Source organism: Mucilaginibacter phenanthrenivorans (assembly GCF_024721155.1).
Taxonomy (GTDB): Bacteria; Bacteroidota; Bacteroidia; order Sphingobacteriales; family Sphingobacteriaceae; genus Mucilaginibacter; species Mucilaginibacter phenanthrenivorans.
On the sequence record NZ_JAHVAP010000006.1, the window covers coordinates 415,664 to 442,335 of the forward strand.

The 26,672-nt window shown below is 44.1% G+C and carries 22 protein-coding genes; 16 read left to right on the forward strand and 6 right to left on the reverse strand.

The features are described 5' to 3' along the window. Positions 1-283 precede the first annotated feature (283 nt). The 8 genes from KXD93_RS17265 to KXD93_RS17300 all read left to right on the forward strand — a co-directional run bounded on the left by KXD93_RS17265 (position 284) and on the right by KXD93_RS17300 (position 10,484). The gene (locus tag KXD93_RS17265; protein WP_258138544.1) at positions 284-658 is read left to right on the forward strand and encodes a hypothetical protein; all 375 of its coding nucleotides are present in this window, start codon (positions 284-286) and stop codon (positions 656-658) included. Between the two features lie 107 nt (positions 659-765). Continuing rightward, on the forward strand, positions 766-1,191 hold the full coding sequence (locus KXD93_RS17270; RefSeq protein ID WP_258138545.1) for an SRPBCC family protein: 426 nt from the start codon (positions 766-768) through the stop codon (positions 1,189-1,191). 147 nt (positions 1,192-1,338) lie between these two features. Next, the gene (locus KXD93_RS17275) at positions 1,339-2,382 is read left to right on the forward strand and encodes an NAD(P)-dependent alcohol dehydrogenase (RefSeq protein ID WP_258138546.1); all 1,044 of its coding nucleotides are present in this window, start codon (positions 1,339-1,341) and stop codon (positions 2,380-2,382) included. A 180-nt stretch (positions 2,383-2,562) separates the two neighbouring features. Further along, entirely contained in the window at positions 2,563-3,726 is a 1,164-nt protein-coding gene (locus tag KXD93_RS17280; RefSeq protein ID WP_258138547.1) for an ATP-binding protein, read from the forward strand. 121 nt (positions 3,727-3,847) lie between these two features. Beyond that, positions 3,848-5,479, forward strand: a complete 1,632-nt coding sequence (locus KXD93_RS17285; protein ID WP_258138548.1) for a sensor histidine kinase — start codon at positions 3,848-3,850, stop codon at positions 5,477-5,479. Beyond that, complete coding sequence (locus KXD93_RS17290; protein WP_258138549.1) at positions 5,476-6,231, forward strand: LytR/AlgR family response regulator transcription factor; 756 nt, start codon at positions 5,476-5,478, stop codon at positions 6,229-6,231. The genes KXD93_RS17285 and KXD93_RS17290 overlap by 4 nt, the downstream gene beginning before the upstream one ends. A gap of 204 nt (positions 6,232-6,435) precedes the next feature. Continuing rightward, positions 6,436-7,683 (forward strand): TPR end-of-group domain-containing protein, encoded by a 1,248-nt coding sequence (locus KXD93_RS17295; RefSeq protein WP_258138551.1) that lies wholly within the window; start codon positions 6,436-6,438, stop codon positions 7,681-7,683. Positions 7,684-7,979: 296 nt separating this feature from the next. Beyond that, positions 7,980-10,484, forward strand: a complete 2,505-nt coding sequence (locus KXD93_RS17300) for an ATP-binding protein (protein WP_258138552.1) — start codon at positions 7,980-7,982, stop codon at positions 10,482-10,484. A gap of 118 nt (positions 10,485-10,602) precedes the next feature. Here KXD93_RS17300 and KXD93_RS17305 read toward each other — a convergent pair whose 3' ends face one another. Beyond that, positions 10,603-11,937, reverse strand: a complete 1,335-nt coding sequence (locus KXD93_RS17305; protein ID WP_258138554.1) for a sigma-54-dependent transcriptional regulator — start codon at positions 11,935-11,937, stop codon at positions 10,603-10,605. Between the two features lie 86 nt (positions 11,938-12,023). Then, positions 12,024-12,341, reverse strand: coding sequence for a hypothetical protein (locus KXD93_RS17310; RefSeq protein ID WP_258138555.1), 318 nt, complete (start codon positions 12,339-12,341; stop codon positions 12,024-12,026). A 227-nt stretch (positions 12,342-12,568) separates the two neighbouring features. Here KXD93_RS17310 and KXD93_RS17315 point away from each other — a divergent pair, with 227 nt between their 5' ends. Then, positions 12,569-13,786, forward strand: a complete 1,218-nt coding sequence (locus tag KXD93_RS17315) for a DUF2252 domain-containing protein (protein WP_258138556.1) — start codon at positions 12,569-12,571, stop codon at positions 13,784-13,786. Here KXD93_RS17315 and KXD93_RS17320 read toward each other — a convergent pair. Next, complete coding sequence (locus KXD93_RS17320; protein ID WP_258138557.1) at positions 13,783-15,063, reverse strand: replication-associated recombination protein A; 1,281 nt, start codon at positions 15,061-15,063, stop codon at positions 13,783-13,785. The genes KXD93_RS17315 and KXD93_RS17320 overlap by 4 nt on opposite strands. 64 nt (positions 15,064-15,127) lie before the next feature. Between KXD93_RS17320 and KXD93_RS17325 the strand changes: the two genes are divergently transcribed. From KXD93_RS17325 to KXD93_RS17335, 3 genes are all read left to right on the forward strand, one after another. Next, positions 15,128-15,769: a DNA-3-methyladenine glycosylase family protein gene (locus KXD93_RS17325; protein WP_258138558.1), complete on the forward strand. Its 642-nt coding sequence runs from the start codon at positions 15,128-15,130 to the stop codon at positions 15,767-15,769. After that, a complete protein-coding gene (locus KXD93_RS17330) occupies positions 15,766-16,323 on the forward strand; it encodes a sugar O-acetyltransferase (RefSeq protein WP_258138559.1) in 558 nt (185 codons plus the stop codon). The genes KXD93_RS17325 and KXD93_RS17330 overlap by 4 nt, the downstream gene beginning before the upstream one ends. Positions 16,324-16,409: 86 nt before the next feature. Then, on the forward strand, positions 16,410-17,444 hold the full coding sequence (locus tag KXD93_RS17335; protein ID WP_258138560.1) for a DUF4097 family beta strand repeat-containing protein: 1,035 nt from the start codon (positions 16,410-16,412) through the stop codon (positions 17,442-17,444). Positions 17,445-17,605: 161 nt separating this feature from the next. Here KXD93_RS17335 and KXD93_RS17340 read toward each other — a convergent pair whose 3' ends face one another. Then, entirely contained in the window at positions 17,606-19,555 is a 1,950-nt protein-coding gene (locus KXD93_RS17340) for a PAS domain-containing sensor histidine kinase (RefSeq protein WP_258138561.1), read from the reverse strand. 305 nt (positions 19,556-19,860) lie between these two features. Between KXD93_RS17340 and KXD93_RS17345 the strand changes: the two genes are divergently transcribed. Beyond that, positions 19,861-20,235: a hypothetical protein gene (locus tag KXD93_RS17345; protein ID WP_258138562.1), complete on the forward strand. Its 375-nt coding sequence runs from the start codon at positions 19,861-19,863 to the stop codon at positions 20,233-20,235. A gap of 7 nt (positions 20,236-20,242) precedes the next feature. On the opposite strand, the gene KXD93_RS17350 is transcribed toward KXD93_RS17345, so the two are convergent. Further along, entirely contained in the window at positions 20,243-21,385 is a 1,143-nt protein-coding gene (locus tag KXD93_RS17350; RefSeq protein ID WP_258138564.1) for a putative sensor domain DACNV-containing protein, read from the reverse strand. Between the two features lie 146 nt (positions 21,386-21,531). Here KXD93_RS17350 and KXD93_RS17355 point away from each other — a divergent pair, with 146 nt between their 5' ends. The 3 genes from KXD93_RS17355 (at position 21,532) to KXD93_RS17365 (ending at position 25,475) form a co-directional block, all read left to right on the forward strand. Then, a complete protein-coding gene (locus KXD93_RS17355) occupies positions 21,532-22,668 on the forward strand; it encodes a ligase-associated DNA damage response exonuclease (RefSeq protein WP_258138565.1) in 1,137 nt (378 codons plus the stop codon). Beyond that, positions 22,665-24,281, forward strand: coding sequence for an ATP-dependent DNA ligase (locus KXD93_RS17360; protein WP_258138567.1), 1,617 nt, complete (start codon positions 22,665-22,667; stop codon positions 24,279-24,281). The genes KXD93_RS17355 and KXD93_RS17360 overlap by 4 nt, the downstream gene beginning before the upstream one ends. A 420-nt stretch (positions 24,282-24,701) precedes the next feature. Next, positions 24,702-25,475: a DUF1835 domain-containing protein gene (locus KXD93_RS17365; RefSeq protein WP_258138568.1), complete on the forward strand. Its 774-nt coding sequence runs from the start codon at positions 24,702-24,704 to the stop codon at positions 25,473-25,475. Here KXD93_RS17365 and KXD93_RS17370 read toward each other — a convergent pair. Then, on the reverse strand, positions 25,472-26,632 hold the full coding sequence (locus KXD93_RS17370; RefSeq protein ID WP_258138569.1) for a TlpA family protein disulfide reductase: 1,161 nt from the start codon (positions 26,630-26,632) through the stop codon (positions 25,472-25,474). The two genes, KXD93_RS17365 and KXD93_RS17370, sit on opposite strands and share 4 nt — an antisense overlap. Positions 26,633-26,672 lie beyond the last annotated feature (40 nt).

The following is a 26,672-nucleotide window of genomic DNA, read 5'->3' on the forward strand; positions in this document are numbered from 1 at the left end:
CACAGAAGGAGCCTGGGATATCCCGGGCTCCTTCTGTTTAAAAACTCGTGCCCGATTAAGTCCTTCAAATATCAACCACCACTTCCCGTTAGCGTTGTCTTGCTCCGGTGCTCTGTAAACATCCGAAATTGTGGTTAAAATTTCTCCCCTTTTCTTCAAAACCCGGCAAACAAAAAGCCTAAATATTTCGTACAAGGTAATAATTGCCGGATCGTAATGATTACCGGCAAAATAACTAACTAATTATTAAAGGCTTATAACCAAAGGCGGTACGGAGAAAATTATGAGGGGGAATGATATTTTCGGGGTTCAGGATGAGGGTAAAATAGCGGGCTTGTGCAGCTATTTTTTTGTTTTAGGTTGGGCGATCTCTTACTTCGGTTACCACAAAACCGAAAAAACAAGCTTAAGCAGCTTTCACTTACGTCAAACACTTTTATTGTATTTAACATATATCGCCACAAGATATGGTGTACTTATAATTTTAGATAAATGCGGTGTGCTAAATGGTATGTACTCATTAGGTAACTTGGTCATTTTTGTAAACCTAACATTCGTTTTCCTTTGGATCTACGGTTTAATTGGCGCGAGCAACGGGCAGGAAAAACCGATCCCAGTGTTAGGGAAACCGGCACAGCTTATCTTTGCGGCTATTTAAAAATCAACAAAAAATATTTTTAAGGAAGCTCCCGGTTTAATTTCCCGGGAGCTTTTTTTTGCCCAAAATGTTATGCTACCTTTATCATAAATTATAAAACCGAACTAATGGAAACTGCAACAAACAAAACAATAACCGTAGAAACTATGGTTAAGGCACCCATTGAAAAGGTGTGGAAATTTTGGACGGAACCTGAACATATTGCCCAATGGGCATTCGCATCAGATGATTGGCATGCACCACATGCTGAAAACGATTTACGAACCGGTGGCAAATTCAAAACTACAATGGCCGCAAAAGACGGCAGCTTCAGCTTTGATTTTGAAGGCGTTTACACCGATGTTAAGAAACATAGTGTTATTGAATACGAAATAGCCGATGGGCGGAAAGTAAAGATCACGTTCAGCAGCGAGGATGGCGGAACCAAAGTGGTTGAAACATTTGAAGCAGAAGGCACACATTCCATTGAACAGCAGCTGACCGGCTGGCAGGCCATAATGAATAATTTTAAAAAGCATACGGAAGGCAACTGATAAGGCTTTTTTTGCAGCTAAAATCTGACATTAGCAATACATTAAATGTTAGCGGTGGCAATACCTTTTTAAAGGTGCACATGTATATTTGTGCCCGGTATCTCCAAATACCCGATAAATTTACCTTACAATAAAAACAAGCCAACCATGATTGAAACAAAAGCTTATGCTGCCCAAAACGAACACACACCATTAGCCCCATGGACTTTTGAGCGTCGTGACGTGGGCCCGCACGATGTGCAATTTGATATTTTATTTTGTGGCGTTTGCCACTCCGATCTGCACCAGATAAAAAACGACTGGTTCCCGGGAATTTTCCCTATGGTGCCGGGCCACGAAATTGTTGGCCGCGTAGTTAAAGTGGGCGATCACGTTAAGAAATTTAAAGTAGGCGATATTGCCGGAACAGGCTGCCTGGTTGATTCATGCCGCGTATGCGAAAACTGCAAACAGGATCTTGAGCAATATTGTTTAAATGGCAGCTCGCAAACTTATAACGGTTTAGAGCAGGACCACAAAACACCAACCTATGGCGGTTACTCAAATACCATTGTAGTAAACGAAGATTTTGTACTTCACATTTCTGATAAACTGGATCTTGCTGCAACCGCACCGTTGTTATGTGCCGGTATTACCACCTACTCGCCATTAAGGCACTGGAAAGTTGGCAAGGGACATAAATTGGCCGTACTCGGCCTTGGCGGCCTTGGCCACATGGCGGTTAAATTTGGCGTTGCTTTTGGCGCTGAAGTAACTGTACTAAGTACTTCACCTAAAAAAGAGGAAGACGCGAAAAAATTAGGCGCCCACCACTTTGTGGTAACTACTGACCCTGAACAGGTAAAAGCAGCAACAGGAACATTCGATTTTATTTTGGATACCGTTTCTGCCGAACATGACTTTAATATGTACCTGTCTTTACTACGTACAAACGGTACGCATATCTGCGTTGGCGTTCCGCCTAAACCGGCAGAAATTGCTGCATTCAGCTTATTAGCCGGTCGTAAAAGTTTAGCCGGTTCAGGGATTGGCGGACTAGCCGAAACCCAGGAAATGCTTGATTTCTGTGCAGAACACAATATTGTTTCGGATATAGAGATCATAGACATAAAAGACATCACTCCATCATACGAGCGTATGGAAAAAGGCGAGGTACGTTATCGTTTTGTGATAGATATGGCTACGTTATAACCGTACCGTTTCAAAAGAAATCTAAGGCATCTGCATTTTTGCAGATGCCTTTTTTGTTGAAATAAGCCACTATTGATTATCAAGTAGTTATGCGTATTTTTCATGTAAATTCAAAATATAAGTCATGTAATTTAAAAATGAAAGCCATGTAAATTCAAAATAAGTATTATATTTGATTATATGAGCGGATACATTAAAAGGCAGATTACTGAAATTATTAAGGCTCAGCAATCCAAATTTCCCGTGCTTGCAGTTACCGGGCCTCGGCAGTCGGGTAAGACTACTTTACTGAAAGAATTATTTTCTGACTACCGTTATATTTCCCTGGAAAATCCGGACACGCGTTCCTTTGCTACCGATGATCCGGTCGGCTTTCTAAATCAATATAATGAGAAGGTTATTTTTGACGAAGTACAGCGCGTACCATCCTTGTTTTCCTATATTCAAACACGAGTTGATGAATCGGGGCACATGGGGCAGTTCATTTTATCCGGTTCGCAAAACTTTCATTTACTAACCAGCATTACACAAACACTGGCCGGCAGGGTTGCGCTTTTTAAATTGTTGCCGCTGGATTTCAGCGAATTAAAAGCAAATGATCTTTTAGAAAATACTTATACATCGGCCGCAGTAAAAGGGTTTTACCCCGCAATTTTCGACAGGGATATTGACCCGGTTATATTTTACGCCAACTATATTCAAACATATATCGAAAAAGATGTGACGGAACTTCTGAATATTAAAGACTTGAAATTGTTTCGCACATTTTTAGGTTTATGTGCCGGAAGGGCAGGACAACTGCTAAATGTAAGTGCTATTGCTAATGAGTGTGATATATCTCAGCCCACTGCCAAAGCATGGTTGTCGATTTTAGAAAGCAGCTACATTATTTTCCTGCTTCAACCTTATCATCAAAACTTTAATAAGCGACTGGTTAAAAGTCCTAAAATATATTTTTACGACACCGGTTTGTTAAATCATCTGCTTGGAATCAGAACTGCTGAAGAATTAAACGAGAATCGGTTAAAAGGCAACATTTTTGAAAATATGATTCTGGCCGAATATCAAAAGAAAAATCATCACCGCTACCTTCATCAGGACTATTATTTTTGGCAGGATAGCAGTGGTCATGAAGTTGACCTCCTGATAAAAAAACACAATGGATTTGATATTTTTGAAGTGAAGGCCACACAAACAATTACATCGGCCTTATTTAAAGAGCTTGACCGCTTTGCCGAAATAGCAGCGCCGGAAAAGGTAAATAAAACGCTTATTTACGGAGGAGTTGAAAACCAGGAACGAAGCAATTATAAGGTATTGGGCTGGGAGAATATTTCTGACTAAGGTTATAAGCTTGTTAACTACTTTCTGCTGGATCTCCCAATTCACATCCTACCCTACCAGATTCACAGTGCCGAAAAATATCGTCCGAAAACCTTTGATCTTTGAATTATAATAAACAGATATGAAAAGGTCATTGCTTCTTTTAATACTAACCATCGCGATAGTAAAACATGCATCGGCACAAATTGACTGGCCCAAATATTCGCAAAGCTTTCCAAACGGTACGTTCGACCAACCCTATAACTTCGGGATAGTCATTATGGTTAAAGAAGAAAATAATTCTTTTTGGGAGCATCAGGACAATAATGGCCTGGGGCGTAGGTTGGGAAAAGACACCTCATTTACAAATAACCGCCGACCCGAAAATTCTGTGGCCATTACCACTTTTGATACTTCAAAGGCCCATTTTGTTTTGCACGGCGTATTCAAAAGCAATGCGAATGATTATGAATACAGGGTGTTAAAAGATTATAAGGAAGTAATTGTGCCGTGGGGCAGCATCACAAAATTTACAGACGCAACTAAAGTAAAGCCTTTTAGCATCCCACCAATAGCATACCTCGGCGGTTATCGCACAGAAGTTGGCAGCACCATCGTTGTTGATGTGCGTTTAAAAGATCTGAAAAAAATAGTAACAACTGCCGTTGTAGCATGGACGCCCATTAAACCGGTTATCAGGAATATTTACACCACAAACCACCTGAATGCTTTTTTGAAAAAGCTGCAGCACTCCTGGGCAAAGGATGAACCCTCAACTCTAACCTATGTACACAACAAGCTTATACTTAAACCAACTGATAACAACTTGATATTTTATTTGTCGGAGGATATTTATAACCGGGATCAGCTGGAGTATGAACTTTTGAGAAACGGCGAATTATCCATACCCTGGAAGTTCAATGATTTTGACAACAATTTCGTGTGGCTTAAAGAGCTTGCACCGGGTGATTACCAGTTAAAAATAAGATACACGGCACAAAGGCAAAACGTTACCAATTTTACGTTTGAAGTAACAACGCCATGGTACCAGTCAACGTGGTTTAAAATTGTCGCGGGCATTTTGATTTGTGCTTTTTTGGGTGCCATTATTTCAGTAATTGTAAACATTAGGCAAAAACAAAAGGCAGAACAGGAACTTGCTAAAAAGACAAAGCTCCAACTGGAACTCAAAAGTATCTATGCCCAGCTTAACCCGCATTTCATCTTCAATGCGCTCAGCTCCATCCAGGGATTGATCAACAAGCAGGATATAAAGGGGGCTAACAGCTACCTGTCGGATTTTGCAAGGCTGATGCGCGAGTCGCTAAACAACAACAATAAGGATCAAACATCATTGGATAAAGAGGTGGTAACGCTTGATACCTATTTAAAGCTGGAGCAATTGCGATTCGGGTTTAAATATGATATAAACATTGATAAAGGTATTAACACCTATGAAACAGAAATCCCTGCGTTACTATTGCAGCCTTTGGTTGAGAACGCGGTTAAACATGGTGTATCTGCTTTGCAGGATAAAGGTATTGTTACAGTTGCTTTTACACGGCAGCAAAACAACATGCTGGTTATCATATCAGACAATGGCAACGGTTTTTTAGCAAATGCAAACGACAATGGCTTCGGCTTAAAGCTTACGTACGACAGAATAAAACTGCTGAATGAGTTTACCAAAGGTCAGCAGATAACGTTTGAAGTATCAAACAACAAACCCTCGGGAGCCCAAATAACGCTTACCTTTAATAACTGGTTTTTATGAGTATCAAGGCAGTTTTAATTGACGACGAAAAGCATAACCTGGATAACCTGCAGGAATTGCTGAAGGCATATTGCCCGCAGGTAACTGTTGTGGCTACCGCCTTAAGTGCTGACGAAGGCGCGTCCATCATCCTGAAACACCAGCCCGACATTGTTTTCCTGGATATCCAAATGCCCAATAAAACCGGGTTCGATCTGTTGCGTGGACTAAGCAGTTACGATTTCGAGGTGATTTTTGTAACGGCGTTTGATAACTATGCCATCCAGGCCATGCGCTTTGCCGCTATTGATTATTTATTAAAACCGATAGATATAAATGAACTGCAATCGGCGGTGGACAGGGCAATTAAAAAATGCCGGTTGAAGGTGCAGAACCAGCAATTGGAAAACCTGATTCACTTGTTAAAAAGTCAGCAAAATAAGGAAGAACAAAGGATAGCGCTTACTACGCTCAAAGAAACAAGATTTGTAAAAACGAGTGAGATCATTCGCTGCGAATCGTCAAATAACTATACATCTTTCTTTTTGCAGGGCGATGAAGAATTATTGGTTTGCAAACCGATCTACGAATTCGAGGAGATCCTGAAGGATTATGGCTTTATCCGCTGTCATCAATCGCACCTGGTAAATAAAAAATTTGTTAAAAGCTGGAAAAAGGAATATGGCGATTTTTTGCTATTGCTTAACGGATCGGAAGTACCAGTATCGCGCAATAAAAAAGACACAGTAAAAAAGGCGCTGGAGACGGGTTGATAATAAATACAGGAATCCGTAGGGGCGTAAAGCTTACGCCCTTTACAGCGTGATAGAGGAATTTGCAAGCGAGGGCGTAAGCTTTACGCCCCTACGCTAAATTAACATCATCAAATTTCAAAAACAAATTAACCGGGATAAAGGAAATTATGCCGCCGTGGCAACCTTTTGCCCTAATATTTCATCTAATAAAAAATATCACAAATGAAAAAACTACTGTTAACCTGCGCTATTTGCGTATTCGCCTTGGTAACTGATGCACAATCAAATAAAGAGGCCGACGATTTCGGCGCCTACACCACAACCGTAATGAATAATATGCACGTGGATTATACCAAAAAGGAATACAAACAAGCCATAACGATAGGCGATGAATGGTTTAGCCGTTATGACAAATTATCTGCTGATTTTAAGAAAAACAACCCCGGCTATTTACCGGTAATGTATTACAACCAGGCTTGCTACACAGCCCTCGCCGGGCAAAAAACAAGGGCTGTCGATTATATCAAAAAAGCCGCCGCTACTGGTTTTACCGATTATGCCAATATGGCAAACGACAGCGACCTGGTCAGCCTGCATGACGATCCCGAATATAAAACTGCTTTAGCCCTGATCCGCGAAAAAGGTGATTATAACTATGTGCTTAAAAAAGCCGGCAGTTACAATCGTGCAATAACGCCTGACCTGCCGGTGTTCACTTACCAATCTGCCGATGCACCGGAACTGGCAAATTTCAGGAAACTGTTTAACCTTGATTCTATCAGCGGAAATGGCGATGAAATTAACAAGATCAAAAACCTGCTTTATTGGGCGCACAATGTGGTAAGGCATGACGGTAGTGCAAATAATCCGCCATCAAAAAACGCAATCGATTTAATTTCTGTTTGTAAAAAAGATGACCGTGGCGTTAATTGCCGCATGATGGCTACCATTTTAAAGGATGCTTACCAGGCCGAGGGATTTAAAGCACGAATGGTAACCTGCATGCCGAAGGATACTGCAGATTTTGATTGCCATGTAATAACCGTGGTGTGGTCAAAAACCCTAAACAAATGGGTTTGGATGGACCCTACATTTAATGCTTATGTAAGCGATGAAAAGGGCAACCTGCTGAATATTGAGGAAGTGCGTGAGCGTCTGATAAACGACAAACCCCTTGTGTTAAATGATGATGCCAACTGGAACAATAAGGTAAAACAAACCAAAGAGGATTATCTGGGCAGGTACATGTCTAAAAACCTCTATTGGTTAAAATGTTCCGCTAAAAGTGAATGGGACCTGGAAACATACAAAGCCGGCAAAGCCAATATGGAGTATGTTGATCTGTATCCCGGCGGATTCAGCGTTATCCATGGTTTACCTAAAAAAACCGCTTACGGACAAACAGTGTATGCGTCAAATAACCCGGATTATTTTTGGCAAAAGCCGGCGGGGGAGAATAAACCTCTATAAATTTGTCATGGGTAGCGACAGCGCGGCAACCTCGTAGCTTTACAGAGCGAAGAGACAAGTTTAAAACCTGTACGGCGAACATGCATAGCTACGAGGTTGCTTCGTCGTTCCTCCTCGCAATGACATGATTTTTAAATTGCATCTCACATGTTAGCAGGTACTATCACTCGCATGGCTTTTTGTGAATTTGGGTGAGGCAATTTGCTTGGGTTAATTAACCTAATCTCCCCTATTTCATCTAAAAAAACACATCTTTCTCGTTTTTGCGTTAATGGATAGGGAGTTTTAAATTTTAGATGCATAAACCCAGGTTCATTACATCGGTAAAAGGGAAAATAATCATTGCAGCCACCCTGGCTTGCTTTGCTTTATTTTTGGCGTGGAGCACCAGCAAGGATGCTTTTACGGCAATGCTGGATGCTTTTGAAAACGTATCTGCGCCAAACGAAAAACTGCGACTGGTTAATGAGCTTTCAAACGGGTTAGCAAGGATAGACCAGGTGCAGCGGGCGCGTTTACTAAATAGCGCCGTCAGTTATTCCGGTTTTTTTGATGAAACCAAAAAGCTCAATTCCAAAATAGATACGCTGAAATCTTTGTATCCGCCGGCATCAGTACAGGTGGTGAGGCTGAGCACGCTTAAAAAATTATTACAGGACAGGGACCGCCTTTTTGTAAACTATCTGAGGGTAAGAGAAGGCCTGATCAATAATAAATCATTCTCGGCACAGGTAGAAAACTTAAATAATATTGTAGATGAAAGCGCCAAACAAGCCGACAGCACCGTAACAACTACGGAAAAAAAGACATCTACAACCACCGTTTATCCCGCCGATACAGCGAAAACAAAGAGCGATAATCGCGGATTTTTTAATAAACTTTTTGGCAAGAAGAAAACAAAGCGGGTTGATTCGTTAAACAAACCCTACCAGATTGTTAACGAAGAGTTTCATGTGCAGCATGACACGTTGGCGATGGCCATACAGGACAGCCTGTTGAAGGGGCTGGGCAAAACCATGAAGGACCTGGAAGCTATTCAACAGCGTAAAAGCGCTTTATTTGTAAACCGGGAAGCGGTGCTTACACGATCAAGCTCAAACATCATCCGCCAGATAATGGCCATATTGAAAAAGGTGGAAGCCGAAGTTGTTGCGCAAACCGCCCAAAACAGTTTGGCAGCTAAAAACATGGTGCATGGCAGTATCAAGCGCATTAGCCTGATCATGCTGGCTTTTGTGTGCCTCACTATTTTGTTGGTTTATTTCATTTTGAGGGATATTTCGCGGATAAACAAATACCGTAAGGAATTGGAGCTGGCTAAGGACGAGGCAGAATACCACGCACTGGCCAAGCATCGATTCCTTTCGAACATGAGCCACGAGATCCGCACGCCCTTGCAGTCCATCATTGGCTATGCCGAAATGATAAAGCAGCAGGAACATCCGCAGAAAAAGGACATTGAGGCAATCTATCGTTCGTCGGGGCATTTAATGCAGATAGTGAACGAGGTGCTTGACTATAACCGGATCATCTCCGGGAAATTTAGCTTTGCCAGCCAGGAATTTGAGCTGCAAGAGTTACTGGATGACGCAATCGCGGTGATGACCCTACAGGCCGACAAAAAGGAGATTACCCTAAAAACTGATTACGACGACACTGTATCTGCCTATGTAACCGGCGACCCGTTCAGGCTGAAACAGATCCTGTTTAACCTGTTGGGTAATGCCATTAAGTTTACCCAACACGGAGGAGTTATTTTATCGGTTAAAGGAAAACAGATTGATAATAAAATAACTTACCATTTTGATGTAACTGATACAGGCCTGGGCCTAACGCCTGCTGATATTGAACGGATCTTTAATGAGTTTGAACAAGCGGGCGACGAAAAGCAAAATCAGGCCGGCACCGGGCTGGGCTTACCTATAACCAAAGAGCTTATAGAAAGCCAGGGTGGCACCATTAAGGTAAAAAGCAAGCCAGGGAAGGGCAGCAGCTTTATATTTGATCTTGAATTTGAAAAGGCAGAACAGCCGGTTAGTAATAATGTAAATAACAAGGCATCAACAAATCAACAAGCTGGCGGAAAAGTTTGGATAATTGATGACGATACATTTATTCTGGAACTGTGTTCACGCATCTTTGATCATAATAAAGTTGCCTATCGTTGTTTTACCTCGCCCCACGAAATGCTGAACACAGCATGGGACGACGATGTAAAATACCTGCTGCTTGACATCCGGATGCCAGATATGAGCGGGATAGAGCTTTGTCAATTGTTACGCAAACAGATTCCGGCCGATGTGAAAATCTACGCACTTACAGCGCAGGCACTACCTGGTGAGCGCGAATCTGTTTTGCAGCAGGGCTTTAACGGTTTGCTGATGAAGCCATTCAGGGAAAGCGAACTGGTAGCTTTAGTAAAAGGCGAACCGGCAGATTATAGTGATGTGCCGCAGATCAATATCAAAGCAATTGAAAAAATGACCTTTGGCGACCCGGAACAAACCGCTAAGATCCTCGCCCGTTTCGCAGCCGACAGCATCAATGATGCGCAGGAGTTGAAGACTGCTATCGAGCGCCAAAATATCGAAAAGATACTCTTGCTCACCCATCGCATTGCCGGGCGTACAGCGCAAGCCGGTGCACGTGAACTGGCAGAAAGCTTCCGGTTAATTGAAATGGAACTGAATGTGGATAGGGAACTATCGTCAAAGAAAATCAAGACCATTTTAAGCCTTGCCAAAAAGCTAAGCGATTTGGCTATTGCAACGAGGGATTATACTTTTATTGAAACGGTATAGCCTTTGTGTTGTTCCTCTGTTACTCTGCGAACTCCTCTGTGCACTTTGCGGTAAAAATTAAACACGGAGGTCGCAGAGAATGCACAGAGAACGCTATCGTCAAAAAAACAATACTTCCTTAACTATCCAACCCGTACCGTTCAATTTTGCTGTACAACGTTTTCCTGTCGATATTGAGCAGTTTGGCCGCCTTCGATTTGTTGTATTTAACCTGGATCAGCGTTTTTTGGATCAGCTGTTTTTCGTGAACCTCGTTTTGTGCCTTAAGATCAGATTCGCGGTTTTGAGGAATATTGTTCGATACTGCGAACAGCATCTCATCAGGTAATGTATCCGCTCCGGCAATCTCGCCCGGGCTCAATAAAACCATACGTTTGATTACATTTTTTAGCTCACGCAGGTTTCCCGGCCAATCATATTTATGCAAGATGCCTTTCGCATCGGGCGCAATGTCGGTAACATGGCGATCAAGTTCCGCATTTGACAGTCGGATGAAATGTTTGATGAAAATATCGATATCATGCCCGCGAACGCGCAACGGTGATAGCTGGATCTTAAATTCATTAATACGGTGATAAAGGTCCTGCCTGAAATCGCCCTCGCTTACACTGTTCACCAAATCATCATTGGTTGCAGTGATTACCCGCACATTAACCGGGATTGTTTTATTGCTGCCAAGCGGCTGGATCACTTTTTCCTGTAGGGCACGCAGTAATTTTACCTGCACATCGTAGCTCAGGTTGCCCACTTCATCCAAAAATAAAGTGCCACCATCGGCATATTCAAACATGCCTTTTTTGTCGGCTATAGCGCCGGTAAATGCACCCTTGATATGGCCGAACAGCTCACTGGCAGCCAACTCCTTTGACAAAGCGCCACAGTCAATAGCCACAAACGGCTTGGATGCCCGTTTGCTTTGCCGGTGGATCATCCGGGCCACATATTCCTTCCCTGTTCCGCTCTCGCCCTGGATCAGGATTGACATATCGGTAGGCGAAACTACATCTATGTGTTCGTGTAATTTATCTGAATGGTGACTGTTTCCCTTTACAAAATCCGGCTGCTCTCCTGTTTTATCGGCAGCAGGTTCCTTTTTCACTCCGAGCGCCTCGCTCATTATCATCAGCAACTCATCCGGGTTAACCGGCTTGGTGATATAATCAAACGCGCCCGACTGGATGGCTTTTACCGCTGTACGTACATCGTTAAAACTGGTCATGATGATAACCGGCACCGTTGAGCCGGTTTCGCGGGTTTGGATAAGCACGTCAAGGCCTATGCCGTCCGGCAGCCGGTAATCAAGTAATAACAGGTCGAAGGTATGTTGCGTGATAAGTTTGAGACCGGCCTTTATATTTTGTGCTGTAAAAATTTCATGGTGATGCTTCTGCAAAAACCCCTGCAATAATTGAGAGAACGTAAGATCGTCCTCTACGATTAGTATTTTCGCCATAGGTATTTTGTGTGGATGTATGGCAAAAATACAAAAGGCCGGAGTAAATCCAGCCTTTTGATTGATAAAACAATATGATTGCGCGTTTATTGGAGCATTTTTCCGTCCTTATCGAACTTTAAAGCCTTTGTTTCTGTTCCTTTTTTAACATCAACCTCGTAATATTGAGTAGTACCCGCTGTTACTGCGAAGGCAGTTGATGGTACCCAGGTTTTAAACACGTCTGTTTGCAGAACCGTTTTTATCGGATCAGGAAGAGCTTCTAATTTTATTGGCGCTTTTTGTACGCTGTCGGCCTGGCTAACAATTGCAACAGTGTGCATGTTTGTATTTAGGTTGTTTGCTTTAACTGTAGCTAATCCTGCTACCGCTATTACTGCTGCTGATAAAATGAATTTTTTCATAATTTAATTTTTGTTTTTAAGTATGATGCCAATAACAGGTTCATAATGGTGCCACAACACCGAACAGGTGATTATCTAACTTAAAATCAAACGATTAATAAAGACCCGCCTAAAGTAAAATTGTAGCCTTATTCTACAGGTTGGCGGAAAATGCAGCAGAATACCATAAATTCTTTCAAACTATTCCTATCCTTTTAGTGTATTAATACCACTATTCGTTAAAACAAATGTCCAAACTTTCCGAACGATTAAAACTATTCAATAAAGACCTGCTGCCCGAAATGGTAAAGCTGAAGTATGAAGCAATGACTGAAAACGCTTTTCGCTATTACCGGGGCACTTGTCACCTGTTTTATGAGGACCTGTCGTCTGTTAAAAAATTCCCGGCGTCGCCGCTAACCTGGATCTGCGGCGATCTGCACCTGGAAAACTACGGCAGCTACAAGGCGGATAATAAGCTGGTTTATTTTGATTTGAATGATTTTGACGAAAGTATTCTTGCGCCTGCTTTGTGGGAAGTGGCAAGGATGATCACCAGTATTTACATTGCCTTCGACGAGTTGGAAATTGCTCCCGAGCAGGCAGATAAAATGACGCAGCTTTTTATAAAAACGTACGCCGCTGCCCTAAGCAAGGGAAAGGCAGCCAGTATTGAGCCGCGGACCGCCAGGGGAATAGTGTGCGATTTTTTAACCGCGGCAGCTGAAAATAAATATATAGCAGTACTAAGGAAGCGTACGGACAAGAAAAAAAAGAAGGTAGTACTATCGCTTGACGACGAGCGCCATTTTAAAATAAAAAAACATTTGAAGCTGGTACTGATGGATCACATTCAACAGTGGATTGAACACAGCAGCGACAGTCCCTATAACTACAAGGTTAAGGACGCGGTGTTTCGCCTGGCGGGCACGGGCAGCATCGGGCAAAAACGCTACCTGTTTTTACTAAAAAGCACCAACACTAAGGACAAATATTTATTGGTTGATATGAAGCAATCGCGACCGTCTTCACTATCTCCCTACGCGAATGCGGAACAACCTGCCTGGCAATCAGAGGCGGAAAGGATTTTGGCCATACAGCAGCGGATGCAAAATGTATCCGCCTCGTTGTTAAGCGCAACCCTTTTTCATGACGAGCCTTATGTGTTACAAGAATTACAACCCGTTAAGGACACGATAAAGTTTAAACTGATCCGCGACCAATACCGCGATATTTACCAGGTGATTGATGATATGGCGGCGCTTACCGCTTCTGCCCAGTTGCGAAGCGGCGGCATGAATGGTTCGGCAATTATCGATGAATTAAAAGCTTTTGGCGATAATAGCGATTGGCAGCAGGCTTTATTAAAATATTGTGTTGCTTACTGTGCGAAGGTAAAGGAGAATTATGCGGAATTTACCAGTGACTATAAAAACGGGGTATTCGATCAACAAGCTGTGGGTTAATACTTATACCTGTCGCCCCAAAGTTTTTTTAGCTTTTCCTTTGCTTCAAACTCGCGCGGATTATTGCCGGGATTATACAGCTTGGTTCCCTTGATGGCGTCGGGTAAAAAATCAAGATCGGTAAAATTGCCATCGTAGCTGTGGGCATATTTATAGTCCTTGCCATAGCCCAGGTTTTTCATCAGCTTGGTTGGTGCATTGCGCAGGTGCAGCGGCACAGGCAGATCGCCGGTTTGCCTTACCATGGCTATCGCCGCACCAATTGCAGTAGTGGCAGAATTACTTTTGGCCGATGTTGCCAAATAGATAGCCGTTTGCGACAAGATCAACTGCGACTCCGGCATCCCGATCTTATTCACAGCCTCAAAGCAGCTTTGGGCCAGCAGCAACGCATTTGGGTTAGCATTACCAATATCTTCTGATGCCAGGATGAGCATCCTGCGTGCGATAAATAAAGGATCTTCCCCACCGACTATCATCCGAGCCAGCCAGTAAACGGCACCGTTAGGATCACTTCCTCTCATGGATTTAATAAAGGCCGAAATGATATCATAATGTTGTTCACCGGTCTTGTCGTACAGTGCCATATTTTGCTGCACGTGTTCCAGCACGGCATCATTTGTTATGGTGATCTTTTTGCTGTCGAAACCATTTACCAGTAACTCAAAAATATTGAGCAGCTTGCGTGCATCACCGCCTGATAAGCGCAACAGCGCCTCGTTTTCCTTTATGGTGATGCTCTTTTTGCGGATCACTTCATCCTCCTTCATCGCTTTAGCAAGCAGGCTCATCAGGTCGTCCTCATTTAACGACTGCAGGATATACACCTGGCATCGCGACAACAAAGCCGAGATGACTTCGAATGATGGATTTTCTGTGGTGGCGCCAATCAGCGTAACGATGCCACGCTCAACCGCACCCAGCAATGAGTCCTGCTGCGATTTGGAAAAACGGTGAATTTCATCAATAAACAATACCGGCAGAATTTGGCCTTCTTCCTTAAGCAGCGATGCCTTTTCTATCACCTCACGTACATCCTTCACACCCGAGTTGATGGCGCTCAAGGCAAAGAATGGCCGATCCAAAGTTTGCGAGATGATATAGGCCAGCGTGGTTTTTCCAACTCCCGGCGGCCCCCAAAAGATCATAGATGGCAAAGCGCCCGATTCAATGGCCTTCCGTAAAACCGCACCCTTGCCCACCAAATGTTTTTGCCCCACGTAATCATCCAGGTTTTTGGGGCGCATGCGCTCGGCTAATGGGGGTAGGTTATTCATTTGGGTAAATTTCAGAAAACTAAATGCTAAATCCTAAAAAAGTTAGTAAGTTTAAAACAACGATATGACCAATAAGTTTATCCGCGATAATTACCACACCATTTGCGATCAGCTCGGAAGCATTGATGCCGATCTGGCTGCTATTATAAAAACCTATGGCTATCCGCCATTTTGGTCGCGGCCAAATACGTTTGAGACCTTGGTGCATATTATTTTGGAGCAACAGGTTTCGCTGGCATCTGCCTTATCAGCGTTAAATAAATTAAGGGAGCGCGTGCAGCAGTTAACACCCGCAAGGTTGCTGCTGCTTACCGATGAGGAAATGAAGGCGTGTTATTGCAGTCGCCAAAAAACAAGCTATATCAAATATTTGGCAGAGGCTTTATTAAGCGGGCAGCTTAACCTCGCTGAACTGGAAGAAATGCCCGACGACCAGGTACGCGCCAAATTAGTAGCGCTAAAAGGCATCGGCAACTGGACGGCCGATGTATACCTGATGTTTGTGCTGCAGCATTCGGATATCTTTCCCGTCGGCGATCTTGCGGCTGTAAATGCGATGAAACGTGTAAAGCATTTGCCGGCGGGTACAACAAAGGAACAGCTGATGAAGATAGCCACTCAGTGGCAGCCAAACAAGACAATTGCCACTATGATATTATGGCATTATTATTTATCGGCGCCAAAAAGTAAAGACCTGATTATATGACTGAGAAAGAAAAAATGATCGCCGGTGAACCATACCGCGCAGATGACCCTGAACTGGTAGCCTTGCGCCGTGAGGTACGGCTAAAACTGGCACCTTATAACAATGAACCCACGTATGATGCAGATAAGATCAGCAATATGCTTCGAGGTATTTTAGGCGAAACCGGCAAAGGCAGCTGGATTGAACCACCGTTTTATTGTGACTACGGGTTCAATATCAAGGTAGGCAAGGATTTTTACATGAATTTTGATTGCGTTATTTTGGATGTCGCGCCGGTAACCATTGGTGATAACGTGATGTGCGGCCCAAAAGTGCAATTGCTTGCCGCTACTCATAGTCTTAATCCCGAAGAGCGTAATTTTTCAGGCACCGAATTAGGCAAGCCGATAACCATTGGCAACAGGGTTTGGATTGGCGCAGGTGTTATTGTTTGCCCCGGGGTTACCATCGGCGATGAAGCCGTAATTGGTGCGGGCAGCGTAGTAACACGAGATATCCCTGCAAGAGTATTTGCCGGCGGTAACCCTTGCAGGGTTATAAAAGCGATTGAATGAGTTGCTGCTCCGTTAAAAATAAAATTAGCTTTTCATGCAACGCATCCACACAATTTTAAGTCTGTTAGATAAACAAACTTAAATTTATGAAAACTTATTTAACCTTATTCATAGTAGCCTGCCAAAGCGTTGTGGCGCTAGCCCAGGATAACGATGGCAAAAAACCTTACCTAACAAAATCATTATCCAATGATGCCATCAACAGCGTTGTGGTAAGCACCTCGGCAGGCGGCATTAAAGTTAGCGGCGAGGCCGGCCAATCTCCGCGAATAGAGGTTTATATCAGGGGAAACAACAACAAGGAATTGTCAAAGCAGGAAATAGAAAAACGCCTTGCCGAGGATTATGACATGAACATAACTGTTAACGGCCATGAACTGAGCGCGACAGTAAAAAACAAGCATACCTTTTCCAACTGGAGAAACCAGATGAGTATTTCGTTTAAGATCTATGTGCCAAAGCAGGTCTCCAGTCATTTAGCAACCAGCGGCGGCGGGATCCAATTGGATAATCTTAGTGGAACTGAAAACTTCTCAACGAGTGGCGGCGGTTTGCAGATCGATCACCTTACCGGGATGATCCATGGCCGTACTTCGGGTGGTGGCATCGAGGTTTCAAATTCAAGCGAAGATATTGACCTGTCGACCAGCGGTGGCGGCATTGAAGCCAGGAATTGTAACGGCAAAATAAAGTTGATCACGTCGGGCGGCGGCTTGCAGCTTTTTGATTTAAAAGGAAATATTGTTGCACACACCAGCGGTGGCGGTATTGAAGGCAGGAATATTGAAGGTGAATTAAATACCATAACATCTGGCGGCGGCATTGATTTGAGCGGATTAAGCTGCAGCCTGGAAGCCAGCACCAGCGCCGGCGACTTACGCGCCGAAATGAAGCACGTCGGCAGCTATTTGAAACTAAGCGCGAGTTCTGGTAATATCGACCTTAAATTACCTTCTAAACAAGGTTATGACATTGCTTTAAGGGCTGATGAGGTTAGCGACCAGCCATCAAACTTTACCGGCGAATGGAAAAAAGATCGTGTTGACGGAAAAATTAACGGTGGCGGTATTGCCGTTACGGCAAGAGCATCAAGCGGAAATATAAACTTAAAATTCAATTAATATTTTGTATTCCCCCGGTGCACTGGTGTAAAGTCAACAGTTTTTAGTCCAAAGTCTTAAGTCAAATCTGGCGTTTTTATGACTCAGAACTTAAGACTTTGGACTCAAGACTATGCGTAATTTTATGGTTGACAGACACTGTTATCACCGGGGTGAATATTCTATTTTAGCGGCAGGGTAAACCAAAAGGTGCTGCCTTTCCCCAACTCACTTTCCGCACCAATTTCGCCGCCATGGCGCTTTACTATCTCTGAACTGATAAACAGGCCCAATCCCAACCCCGAGTTTTGAAAGCCGGATGCCTCCGCACGGTAATAACGATCAAATAAATGTGGGATTTTCTCGGGCTGAATTCCTGGTCCACTATCCTTTACCGCTATTTTAGCCTTGCCTCCCTCGCGCGATACGATCAAATAGATCTCCTTCGATTCGGGTGCATACTTTACCGCATTGTTCACCAGGTTAACCACTACCTGGTCAATACCGTGCTCATCTGCATAAACCTCCAATTGCCGGTCGCCCTGGGTAATAAGTTCATGCTTCCCCGCAATACGCACATGGTTGCAGCAAACATCCAGCATTTCGGCAATGGTAAACATCGTTTTGTTAAGGTGCAGTTCTGACTTACTTGCCCTGCTAACATTCAGCAGGTCCTCAACCAATGCACTTATTTTATGCATACTCCTGCTCGACTGATCTATCAGCTTCGGCAGTAACTCAGACGAGGGATCATTTTTTACCCTTTCCAGCAATTGTAACGATGCCTTTAAGCTGGTGATGGGTGTTTTTAGTTCATGGCTTGCTATACTTATAAAATCATCCTTTTGTTGCTGCAGGCGCTTAAACTCGGTAATATCAAGCAGGGTGCCTAAAATTCTCACCGGCTTTTCTTCCTTAAAATAAACCTTACCCTGCACCCGGATCCAATGAATTGACCCATCACTATACATTACCCGGGCTTCGTAAAAAAGTTTGCCGTTTTTATAGGCAGCTTCATGCGCAGCAGTGCGATTTCCACGGTCGTCCGGATGAATTACAGATGCAAACATCTCCCATGAAACCTGCCTGTCGAACCCAAAAATAGTATTAAACCTGTCGGAAGTAAGCATGATACCCTTTACAAGGTCAAGGTCAAATGTCCCGGTTTCCGCAGCTTCTACAGCCAGTCTTATCCGCTCTTCCATGTCCTCAACACTATGCCGGGCAATAACCTTATCAGTTACATCAATAGCTAAGACCATTATTGCGGTTACGCTGCCATCGTTTTTTATGGGCTCGTATACAAAATCAACAAATACTGTTTCGGGCACCCCGTCCCTGGTTAATATCAGCTCGTGTTCCTTTGCAAAAAAGGGCACACCGCTGCTGATCACCTCGTTCATTACAGGCGCATAAGTAGCAGCGGCTTCCGGTATCGCTTCCCAAATGGTTTTATTCTCCAATTCGATGCGTTGTCGTCCAACCAATTCCAGGTAGCTGTCATTAACCTCCTGGATAAATAAGTCCTTTGCCCTGATAATGCAGATACCGACCGGGGCCTGCTTAACCATGTTGCGAAAACGAAGATCGCCTTCTGCCAGGTCCTCATACGCCTCACGCAGGCTCTGCTGCGATTCACTTAATTCTTCGTTTGAAGCATTCAGTTCTTCATTGGCTGCCCTAAGCTCTTCGTTCGATGCCTTTAGCTCCTCCGTTAGATTCTGTACCTGTTCTGAATTTAAATAACGTTCGGTTACATCGGTTGCTGTATGAAGTATGCAATAGGTTTTATCCTGATCATCCTTTACCGCCCTGTACTCAAAATCGAAATAGAATGTATGCAGCTCGCCGTCAATCACAAGTTGCGCCGCAGTGTTTGTACCGCTAATGGTTATACCCTCGTTCCAAACTTGTTTAAACAGGTCAATAAAAGGCTGCCCCTTAAGTTCTGGCAACGCATCCTCCAGCGATTTACCTATAACACTCCTGTCCTTTCCCCAGATAGCGATCATCCGGTCGCTGGCGTATTGTATTACGGCATTTTCGCCGATATGAATAGCTACTGCATTGTTTGATGAGGATAAAACCTGTAATAATTGCTCGTTACTTAATAGCGGCGCTGGTTGGCTCATTGGTAGATGTTTTCGCGATAAAACTTAAATTAATCCTCAATTGCAAAGGTTCATTGTCGCCCGCAAATGGATGCAAACACGCAGGCACCGGGCAACAAAATAGTTAAACCAAATAACTTAATAAAAGTTCTTTTAATTTATTTGAACAGTATTCATCCTGGGAATAATGATTGATCGATCATAAGTTTGCCGAATATGCCGCTGCATCTGCCAACCTAAGGCTGCATAATTATTTGCCATTAAATGAACAAGTTATAATAATTTGATTTACATTTAATTTCAATTATAAACCAACCTCAATTTTTATGGAACCAGTTAACAATTTCGGAACGTCTGACAATGGCAAAACAGCTGGAATAATCAGCTACTTTACCATTGTGGGCTGGCTTATTGCGTATTTTGCATTTCATCAAAACAACAGAACAAGTTTAGGCAGTTACCAGCTCAGGCAAACATTGCTTTTCCATATCGCCTGGATGGTAGTTAGATGGGGCCTTAGCATTTTTTTAGCTGCCGTGTGGTTATCAACCGGATTTCTCTCGCTGTATTCGCTTTTGCGTTTGGTTGATCTTGCGTTTTTTATTATTTGGGTGATAGGGCTTATCGGAGCAATCCAGGGTGAGAAAAAACCTATCCCGCTTTTAGGAGATACGGCGCAAACCATGTTCTCATCTATCTAAAAAACTTTTACAGCAACAACGAGTCAACAAAGTGCGCGTGCACTATATTTTCGCAGGGCGACCATGAAAATATGGTAAACCGGCCGTCCTGCGATGATACCAATGCAATGGCATCCCGCTGATCAAAAACAAACTGCGCCGCAGAAAGGTGCCGGGTACCGCCATTTTGTGCCGGGTGAATGATGGATTGCGCGGTGCCAACAACGGGCTCGGTAACCAGTATTTGTTCAACCGGCACCCCGTTTGATGACAGTGCTATTTTTGCGCCAAAAGCCAGCAGTTCCAGTTGATCGGTGATAATGGTTGCACCATCAACGGCAGTAAGGCCGGCCACGCTGTCAACGGCACGGTTAACTTCCTCCTGCCAGAGGATCATGCTGCGTTCGTTAACTACCTCGCTCATCAGCTTTTTAAGTTCATCATAAGCCGGGGTAACCGGGTAAGTTATGGGATGGATGATGGAGTCGCGCCAGGCTTCACTATTGTTTGGCACGACTAATAATGTGCCCCCATGGCCATGCAGGCGCATAGATGCAGCCAGCTGTACTAATACATTCACCGAATCGTTCCAACCGGTAGGTGAGTTATAATCCAGCAGCGAGGTAAGCATCGCCGGGCAATCGGGCAGGCTTTTGCTGTGTTCGTCAATTATTTTTACTTCATCGCCCTTTATCACAGCTACATTTATAAACTTGCCAAATCCTTTTATCCGTCGGTGTTTAATAACCAACAACCCTGACTCAACTACCTCCAGCACAAAGCTGCAATCGGGAACAGAGCGGGTGGTGCCCCAAACATATAATTCCCCATCTTCGTCCCAAACACCCAGGTGTATGCCGGAGCGTTCAACCGCGGGCGCCAATTTGGTAAGCACATGCGGTGTAACTAAAATACGTTCTTCAAAAATAAGCGGCTGCCCTGCAAGCTGCGGCGGCAGGTAAGTAAGCGACACCTTTGGCGACCGGCCCTCTTCATGGCGCAGGCTCGTCCAAAATGCCAGGTCGATTATCGCTTCGATAACCTTTGCAGACGGTTCAGGCGCCAAATCCTGTCCGCCCTGCTGCAGGGCGGATGCCAAAAGCTTTATAAAATGAGCTTCTATTGCCGGCGCTGCCACACTTGCCGCCTGGTATGTTGATTTGTAAGCCATGAACGCTGAAAAAAGTATTTTGAGCAGCTAAAATACCGCAATTATATTTTAAGCAAAACAAATAGCGTAAGTATTACATAAGGATGGTTTTGGTATTGCGCAACACCGGTTTAAAACCAATTGATTATATTTAGGTTATTTAATATATGCCCAAAAAACCGCTGCTTGAGTTTACCGACAAGGGAATTTACTGTGCCATAGGGAAGTTTTACATCGACCCATGGAAGCCTGTTGACGATGCCGTGATCACCCATGCCCACGCCGACCATGCCTATTGGGGGCATAAGCATTACCTGGCACATCATCTGTCGCGCGAAGTATTGCTTTATCGACTTGGTGAAATTCAATTGCAAACGGTCGAATACGGCGAAACAGTTATAAAAAACGGTGTGCAAATCAGCCTGTTTCCTGCGGGCCATGTAATTGGGTCGGCGCAGATCAGGGTGGAACACCAGGGTGAAGTTTGGGTGGTTTCGGGCGATTACAAGGTCGAGGATGATGGTATCTCCACACCATTCGAGCCGGTGCGCTGTAATCATTTTATCTCCGAATGTACCTTCGGCATGCCGGTTTATCAATGGAAGCCGCAGGTTGAGATCTTTAACGATGTAAACAATTGGTGGCGCAGCAATGTGGAACATGGCCTGGCTACGGTTATAGTTGGCTATTCCCTAGGTAAGGCACAACGCATTTTGCAAAACCTGGATCTGTCAATAGGTAACGTGTATACACATGGTGTTATTGAAAACACCAATGAGGCCCTGCGCCGCAACGGCGTTATATTGAACCCAACCACCAGGATCACACCCGAATCGGTAAAGGAAGAGGTGCGGAAGGGGATCATCCTCGCGCCGCCATCGTCAGTAGGAACACCCTGGATGCGCAAGTTCGGGCCGTATAGTTTTGGTTATTGTTCCGGCTGGATGGCCATCCGCGGCGCAAAACGCCGGCGGGCGGCTGATCGCGGCTTTGTATTATCGGACCATGCCGATTGGGACGGTCTTGTGAGTGCTATTGATGCTACCGGTTGCGACAGCGTTTACCTCACACATGGCTACACCGCAACTTTTACCAGGTATTTAAATGAGATAGGTTTTGATGCACACGAGGTGCATACGCTTTATGGGGATGATGAGGGGGTTGGTAGCGTGCCGGAGGAAGAGCCGGAAGTTCACGCTGTGCCTCACCCTGCCCTCTCCAAAGGAGAGGGTTCTGATAAGCGCGATGTTCAAATCCTCTCCTTTGGAGAGGATTTAGGTGAGGCGGGAGGGCGTTTATCATGAAGGCTTTTGCTCAACTTTTCCTTTCTCTCGATGAAACCAACAAAACCAACGAAAAGGTTAAGGTTTTAAAGGATTATTTTAACAACGTACCTGATACGGATAAGATGCACATGCTGGCTTTGTTTTCAGGCAGAAAACCTAAGCGGCAGATCAATTCAACGCTTGTGCGTAACTGGGCTATCGAGGCATCGAACATTCCGGGCTGGCTATTTGAGGAAAGTTATCATGTAGTGGGCGATCTTGCGGAAACAATGTCGTTACTAATGCCCCAAAACCGTGGCAGCAGCAGCAAAACCCTTACCGAATGGATTGCTGAAATAAATGCCCTGGGTGATAAAACTGAGGAAGAAAAAAAGCTCTGGCTGCTCGATTCATGGGCGATGCTGGATACCAGCGAACGTTTTGTGTTTAATAAATTACTTACCGGAAGCTTCAGGGTTGGCGTGTCGCAAAGTTTGGTGGTGAAGGCTTTGGCAGAGATAACCGGTATTGAAGCGCCTGCCCTTACGCACCGGATTATGGGTAGCTGGATGCCGGCAACATATACTTATGAGCAGCTGGTGCATGAGGATAGCGCGTCTGACGATATATCCAGGCCTTATCCTTTCTTCCTGGCCTATCCAATCCAGGAAACATCTGAAAAGCAAAAATCGAGTGATGAGTTGAAAATTGCTTTGGGTGATGAGGGCGAATGGCAAGCGGAATGGAAATGGGACGGCATCCGTTCACAACTGATAAAACGCGGCGGCGAGATCTTTATCTGGAGTCGAGGCGAGGATTTGGCTACCGATAAGTTTCCGGAATTGTACCCATTTTTAAACGCGCTACCTGATGGAACGGTGATAGATGGTGAGCTACTGAGCTTCCAAAATGGCTTACCCATGCCCTTTAACGTTTTGCAAACGCGCATCGGGCGTAAAAACCTGACTAAAAAGATCCTGGAGGAAAGCCCCGTTGCCGTAATTGCTTATGATTGCCTGGAATATAATGGCGAGGATATCCGTAATAGAACACAAGCAGAACGGCGGCTGATTTTGGAGGAATTACAGGCGGCTACGCCGTTTCCCGAAATTTTCCGCCTGTCAGCATTGATATCTTTTGAAACATGGGATGACCTGGCCAAAACAAGGGAACAATCGCGTGCGATGATAGCTGAGGGTATCATGCTGAAGCGCAAAAGCGCCACCTACCAGGTTGGCCGCAAGCGTGGCGACTGGTGGAAATGGAAGATTGATCCGCTCTCGGTTGATGCGGTGATGATCTATGCCCAAAAGGGGCATGGCAGGCGAGCCGACCTGTATACTGATTATACCTTTGCCGTTTGGGATGGCGACAAGCTGGTACCCTTTGCCAAAGCCTACAGCGGCCTCACCGATGCCGAGATCAATAAGGTGGATTATTTTATCAAGCGCAACACGCTGGAAAAATTCGGCCCGGTGCGTACGGTAAAACCCGAGCTGGTTTTTGAGATTGGCTTTGAGGGGATAAATAAGTCGTCCCGGCATAAATCAGGCATTGCATTAAGGTTTCCCCGGATCCTGAGATGGCGGCACGATAAGCCAAAGGAGGAAGCGGATACCATTGAAAGCTTGCGGGCGCTGTTGGGGGAATAATTAAATACCGTATTATTATCGCTTCAATAGGTTGCGTACCTCCGGCACGCTAAATTTATTTACATTGTTTTTCTACCAATATTGGGCACCGATGGTGCCATCAGGTTGATGGCAAATTTGTTTTCAGGACCCCAGTGGAGTCAAATACCGATGGGAAATGCGTGATCAATAGTGCTACCAATATTGGGCACCTCTGGTGCCATCAAGGCTACCGCGTTAAGCCGCGGTTCGGCCCCAGCGGGGCCAAATATTGGTAGAAAAAGCACAAACAAATAAGTCCGCGCCGTAGGTGCGTAACACCATCAAACAAGCGTTGCTCCAAACAATTATCAACCCAAAATCATTATTAACAAATTACAACCAATTCAGCGATCAAAATCTTAGCTTTGGTCTTTACGCTTTCTGCTTTAAGCTCAAAAAATGAACATCCTCCATATCCTTAACGGCGATTCAACACTCCATGGCTTTGAACAAACCGGCCTTGACGGCGATGTAATGGTTTGGCGCGAGGTCTTCTCGCAGGGCCCCTTGGAGGAAAACATTTCATCGGCCCATTTCTGGCGCGCGCGGCAGGAATGGATCAATGACACCCCTGAAGGCTATCAGCATAAAATGCTCGACCAACTCTCCGTACTCAATGAACAATATGACGAGATCAACCTTTGGTTTGAGTTTGACCTGCATTGCCAGGTAAACTTGCTTGGCGTTATGGCTTACCTGGAACAAAAAGCCGACCTCTCCACCCCTGCTATCTATTTGATCTGTCCCGGCGATTTTCCCGGCAAGGACGATTTCAGGGGTATGGGCGAACTAAACGGCGAAGAACTGGAATACCTGTATGATAACATCCGCGAACAGCTAAGCACCGAGGATTTTGCAATTGCCCAGCAGGCCTGGAAGGTGTACGTAACTGGTGATGCGTCAAGCTTAAGTGCCTTTTTATCGGCAACGGTTTTTTGGGGCAGCCTGCACTTTTTGAAGGCAGCATTAGAAGCACATCTTAAACGCCTGCAATTAAATGAACAAGGGTTAAATTATATCGAACAAAAACTGCTTACCATCTATAACTCCGGTATCAAAACAAAACCGGAGATCTACCTCGAATTCTGGAAAACGGAAAAGATCTATGGTATGGGCGATATGGAAATTGAGATCTACCTGGATAAACTCCGCGACAAAAAACTGATCGATTAGAGATTTTGTTCAATAATAGATACCAGCTTTTTTTCATTAAGCCCGTAGTCGGCATAAATTACTTTTCCGCTTTTATCCAATAACACCATAGCCGGGAAGCCGGAAATCCCGCAGCTTTTTTCAATATCATTGGACGCAGTTAGCACATCGTATTTTATACCATGGTTTTTTATAAAAAGACCAATCATATTTTTTGTATCGTGTGTATTTACCGCCAGCAGCTTAAAGTTCTTGCTTTTATATTTTGCGTATAGCGTATTTAACGGATCCACATCCTCTATACAATGCCCGCAATCCTTTATCCAAAATTGAATCAGCACGGCGCTGCCTTTAAAATCACTCAACTTCACAGCTTTTTGATCGCTAAAGTAGATAAGTGGTGTTTCCGGGATTGTGGTACCAGGCTTAATCAATTCAATTTTTTCATCCTTTTTCAATTTGTAGTCATCATAGCTGGATGAATACCATGATGTTTCCGATTTTTCAGCCGGGCTAAGGTTGATGTCCGTGAATTGTGTTTTGGTGATATCCTTATTGCTGAGTGTATGCTGGATAACCTCTACCGGCATAAAAGTGGCCTTATCTATTATCACCTTATAGCTAAACTTTAGCTCCATTGTGGTATGCACATATTCGCCCAGGGAGTTTAGTGTCTCGTTTTTAAGGGTGATATCTGCCACATAAAACTGCTTCCCGCTTATTGTAGTGTCGGATAACGCCTTCGGAATGCTGTTATCGGCAATAATTGCAGGCAAGGCATTTTTCAGGGTAAGATATGAATTGAAAAGGTTTGATGAATTTTTAAACCCGTTGAGCTTAGGCGAGTAATTTACTTCGATCGTCTTTTCCTTTTTATTGCAATAAAAACCTTCCGCGCCATTATAAATTGATAACAGGCCGCTGTTGCTAAACTGGTACCTTAAGCCGATGAATTGCGCCGACGGATTAAATTCAAGATAAGAATCAACGGTCATCTCGTCGTGATAAGATTCACCAGGATAATCGATAATCCTTTTGTAGGTGTAACTAACGGTTTTCAACCCGTTCAACCGGGTCAACACTTTGTTTAAAACCGGCGAGGCATCAATGCCGGGTTTGTTTGAATAAACATTTAACGAAGTGGCCAATATGGCGATAAAAGTCAGGCAGCGTTTCATACTATTACATCTACGAATGTTTCGTAAATGTAATAATTAT

Coding starts and splice junctions, on each gene's coding strand:
- KXD93_RS17370 (WP_258138569.1), bottom strand. CDS start 26,632: ATGAAACGCTGCCTGACTTTTATCGCCATATTGGCCACTTCGTTAAAT.
- KXD93_RS17335 (WP_258138560.1), top strand. CDS start 16,410: ATGAAAACTTATTTAACCTTATTCATAGTAGCCTGCCAAAGCGTTGTG.
- KXD93_RS17265 (WP_258138544.1), top strand. CDS start 284: ATGAGGGGGAATGATATTTTCGGGGTTCAGGATGAGGGTAAAATAGCG.
- KXD93_RS17300 (WP_258138552.1), top strand. CDS start 7,980: ATGCATAAACCCAGGTTCATTACATCGGTAAAAGGGAAAATAATCATT.
- KXD93_RS17360 (WP_258138567.1), top strand. CDS start 22,665: ATGAAGGCTTTTGCTCAACTTTTCCTTTCTCTCGATGAAACCAACAAA.
- KXD93_RS17330 (WP_258138559.1), top strand. CDS start 15,766: ATGACTGAGAAAGAAAAAATGATCGCCGGTGAACCATACCGCGCAGAT.
- KXD93_RS17350 (WP_258138564.1), bottom strand. CDS start 21,385: ATGGCTTACAAATCAACATACCAGGCGGCAAGTGTGGCAGCGCCGGCA.
- KXD93_RS17270 (WP_258138545.1), top strand. CDS start 766: ATGGAAACTGCAACAAACAAAACAATAACCGTAGAAACTATGGTTAAG.
- KXD93_RS17305 (WP_258138554.1), bottom strand. CDS start 11,937: ATGGCGAAAATACTAATCGTAGAGGACGATCTTACGTTCTCTCAATTA.
- KXD93_RS17290 (WP_258138549.1), top strand. CDS start 5,476: ATGAGTATCAAGGCAGTTTTAATTGACGACGAAAAGCATAACCTGGAT.
- KXD93_RS17275 (WP_258138546.1), top strand. CDS start 1,339: ATGATTGAAACAAAAGCTTATGCTGCCCAAAACGAACACACACCATTA.
- KXD93_RS17310 (WP_258138555.1), bottom strand. CDS start 12,341: ATGAAAAAATTCATTTTATCAGCAGCAGTAATAGCGGTAGCAGGATTA.
- KXD93_RS17340 (WP_258138561.1), bottom strand. CDS start 19,555: ATGAGCCAACCAGCGCCGCTATTAAGTAACGAGCAATTATTACAGGTT.
- KXD93_RS17285 (WP_258138548.1), top strand. CDS start 3,848: ATGAAAAGGTCATTGCTTCTTTTAATACTAACCATCGCGATAGTAAAA.
- KXD93_RS17345 (WP_258138562.1), top strand. CDS start 19,861: ATGGAACCAGTTAACAATTTCGGAACGTCTGACAATGGCAAAACAGCT.
- KXD93_RS17365 (WP_258138568.1), top strand. CDS start 24,702: ATGAACATCCTCCATATCCTTAACGGCGATTCAACACTCCATGGCTTT.
- KXD93_RS17315 (WP_258138556.1), top strand. CDS start 12,569: ATGTCCAAACTTTCCGAACGATTAAAACTATTCAATAAAGACCTGCTG.
- KXD93_RS17295 (WP_258138551.1), top strand. CDS start 6,436: ATGAAAAAACTACTGTTAACCTGCGCTATTTGCGTATTCGCCTTGGTA.
- KXD93_RS17325 (WP_258138558.1), top strand. CDS start 15,128: ATGACCAATAAGTTTATCCGCGATAATTACCACACCATTTGCGATCAG.
- KXD93_RS17280 (WP_258138547.1), top strand. CDS start 2,563: ATGAGCGGATACATTAAAAGGCAGATTACTGAAATTATTAAGGCTCAG.
- KXD93_RS17355 (WP_258138565.1), top strand. CDS start 21,532: ATGCCCAAAAAACCGCTGCTTGAGTTTACCGACAAGGGAATTTACTGT.
- KXD93_RS17320 (WP_258138557.1), bottom strand. CDS start 15,063: ATGAATAACCTACCCCCATTAGCCGAGCGCATGCGCCCCAAAAACCTG.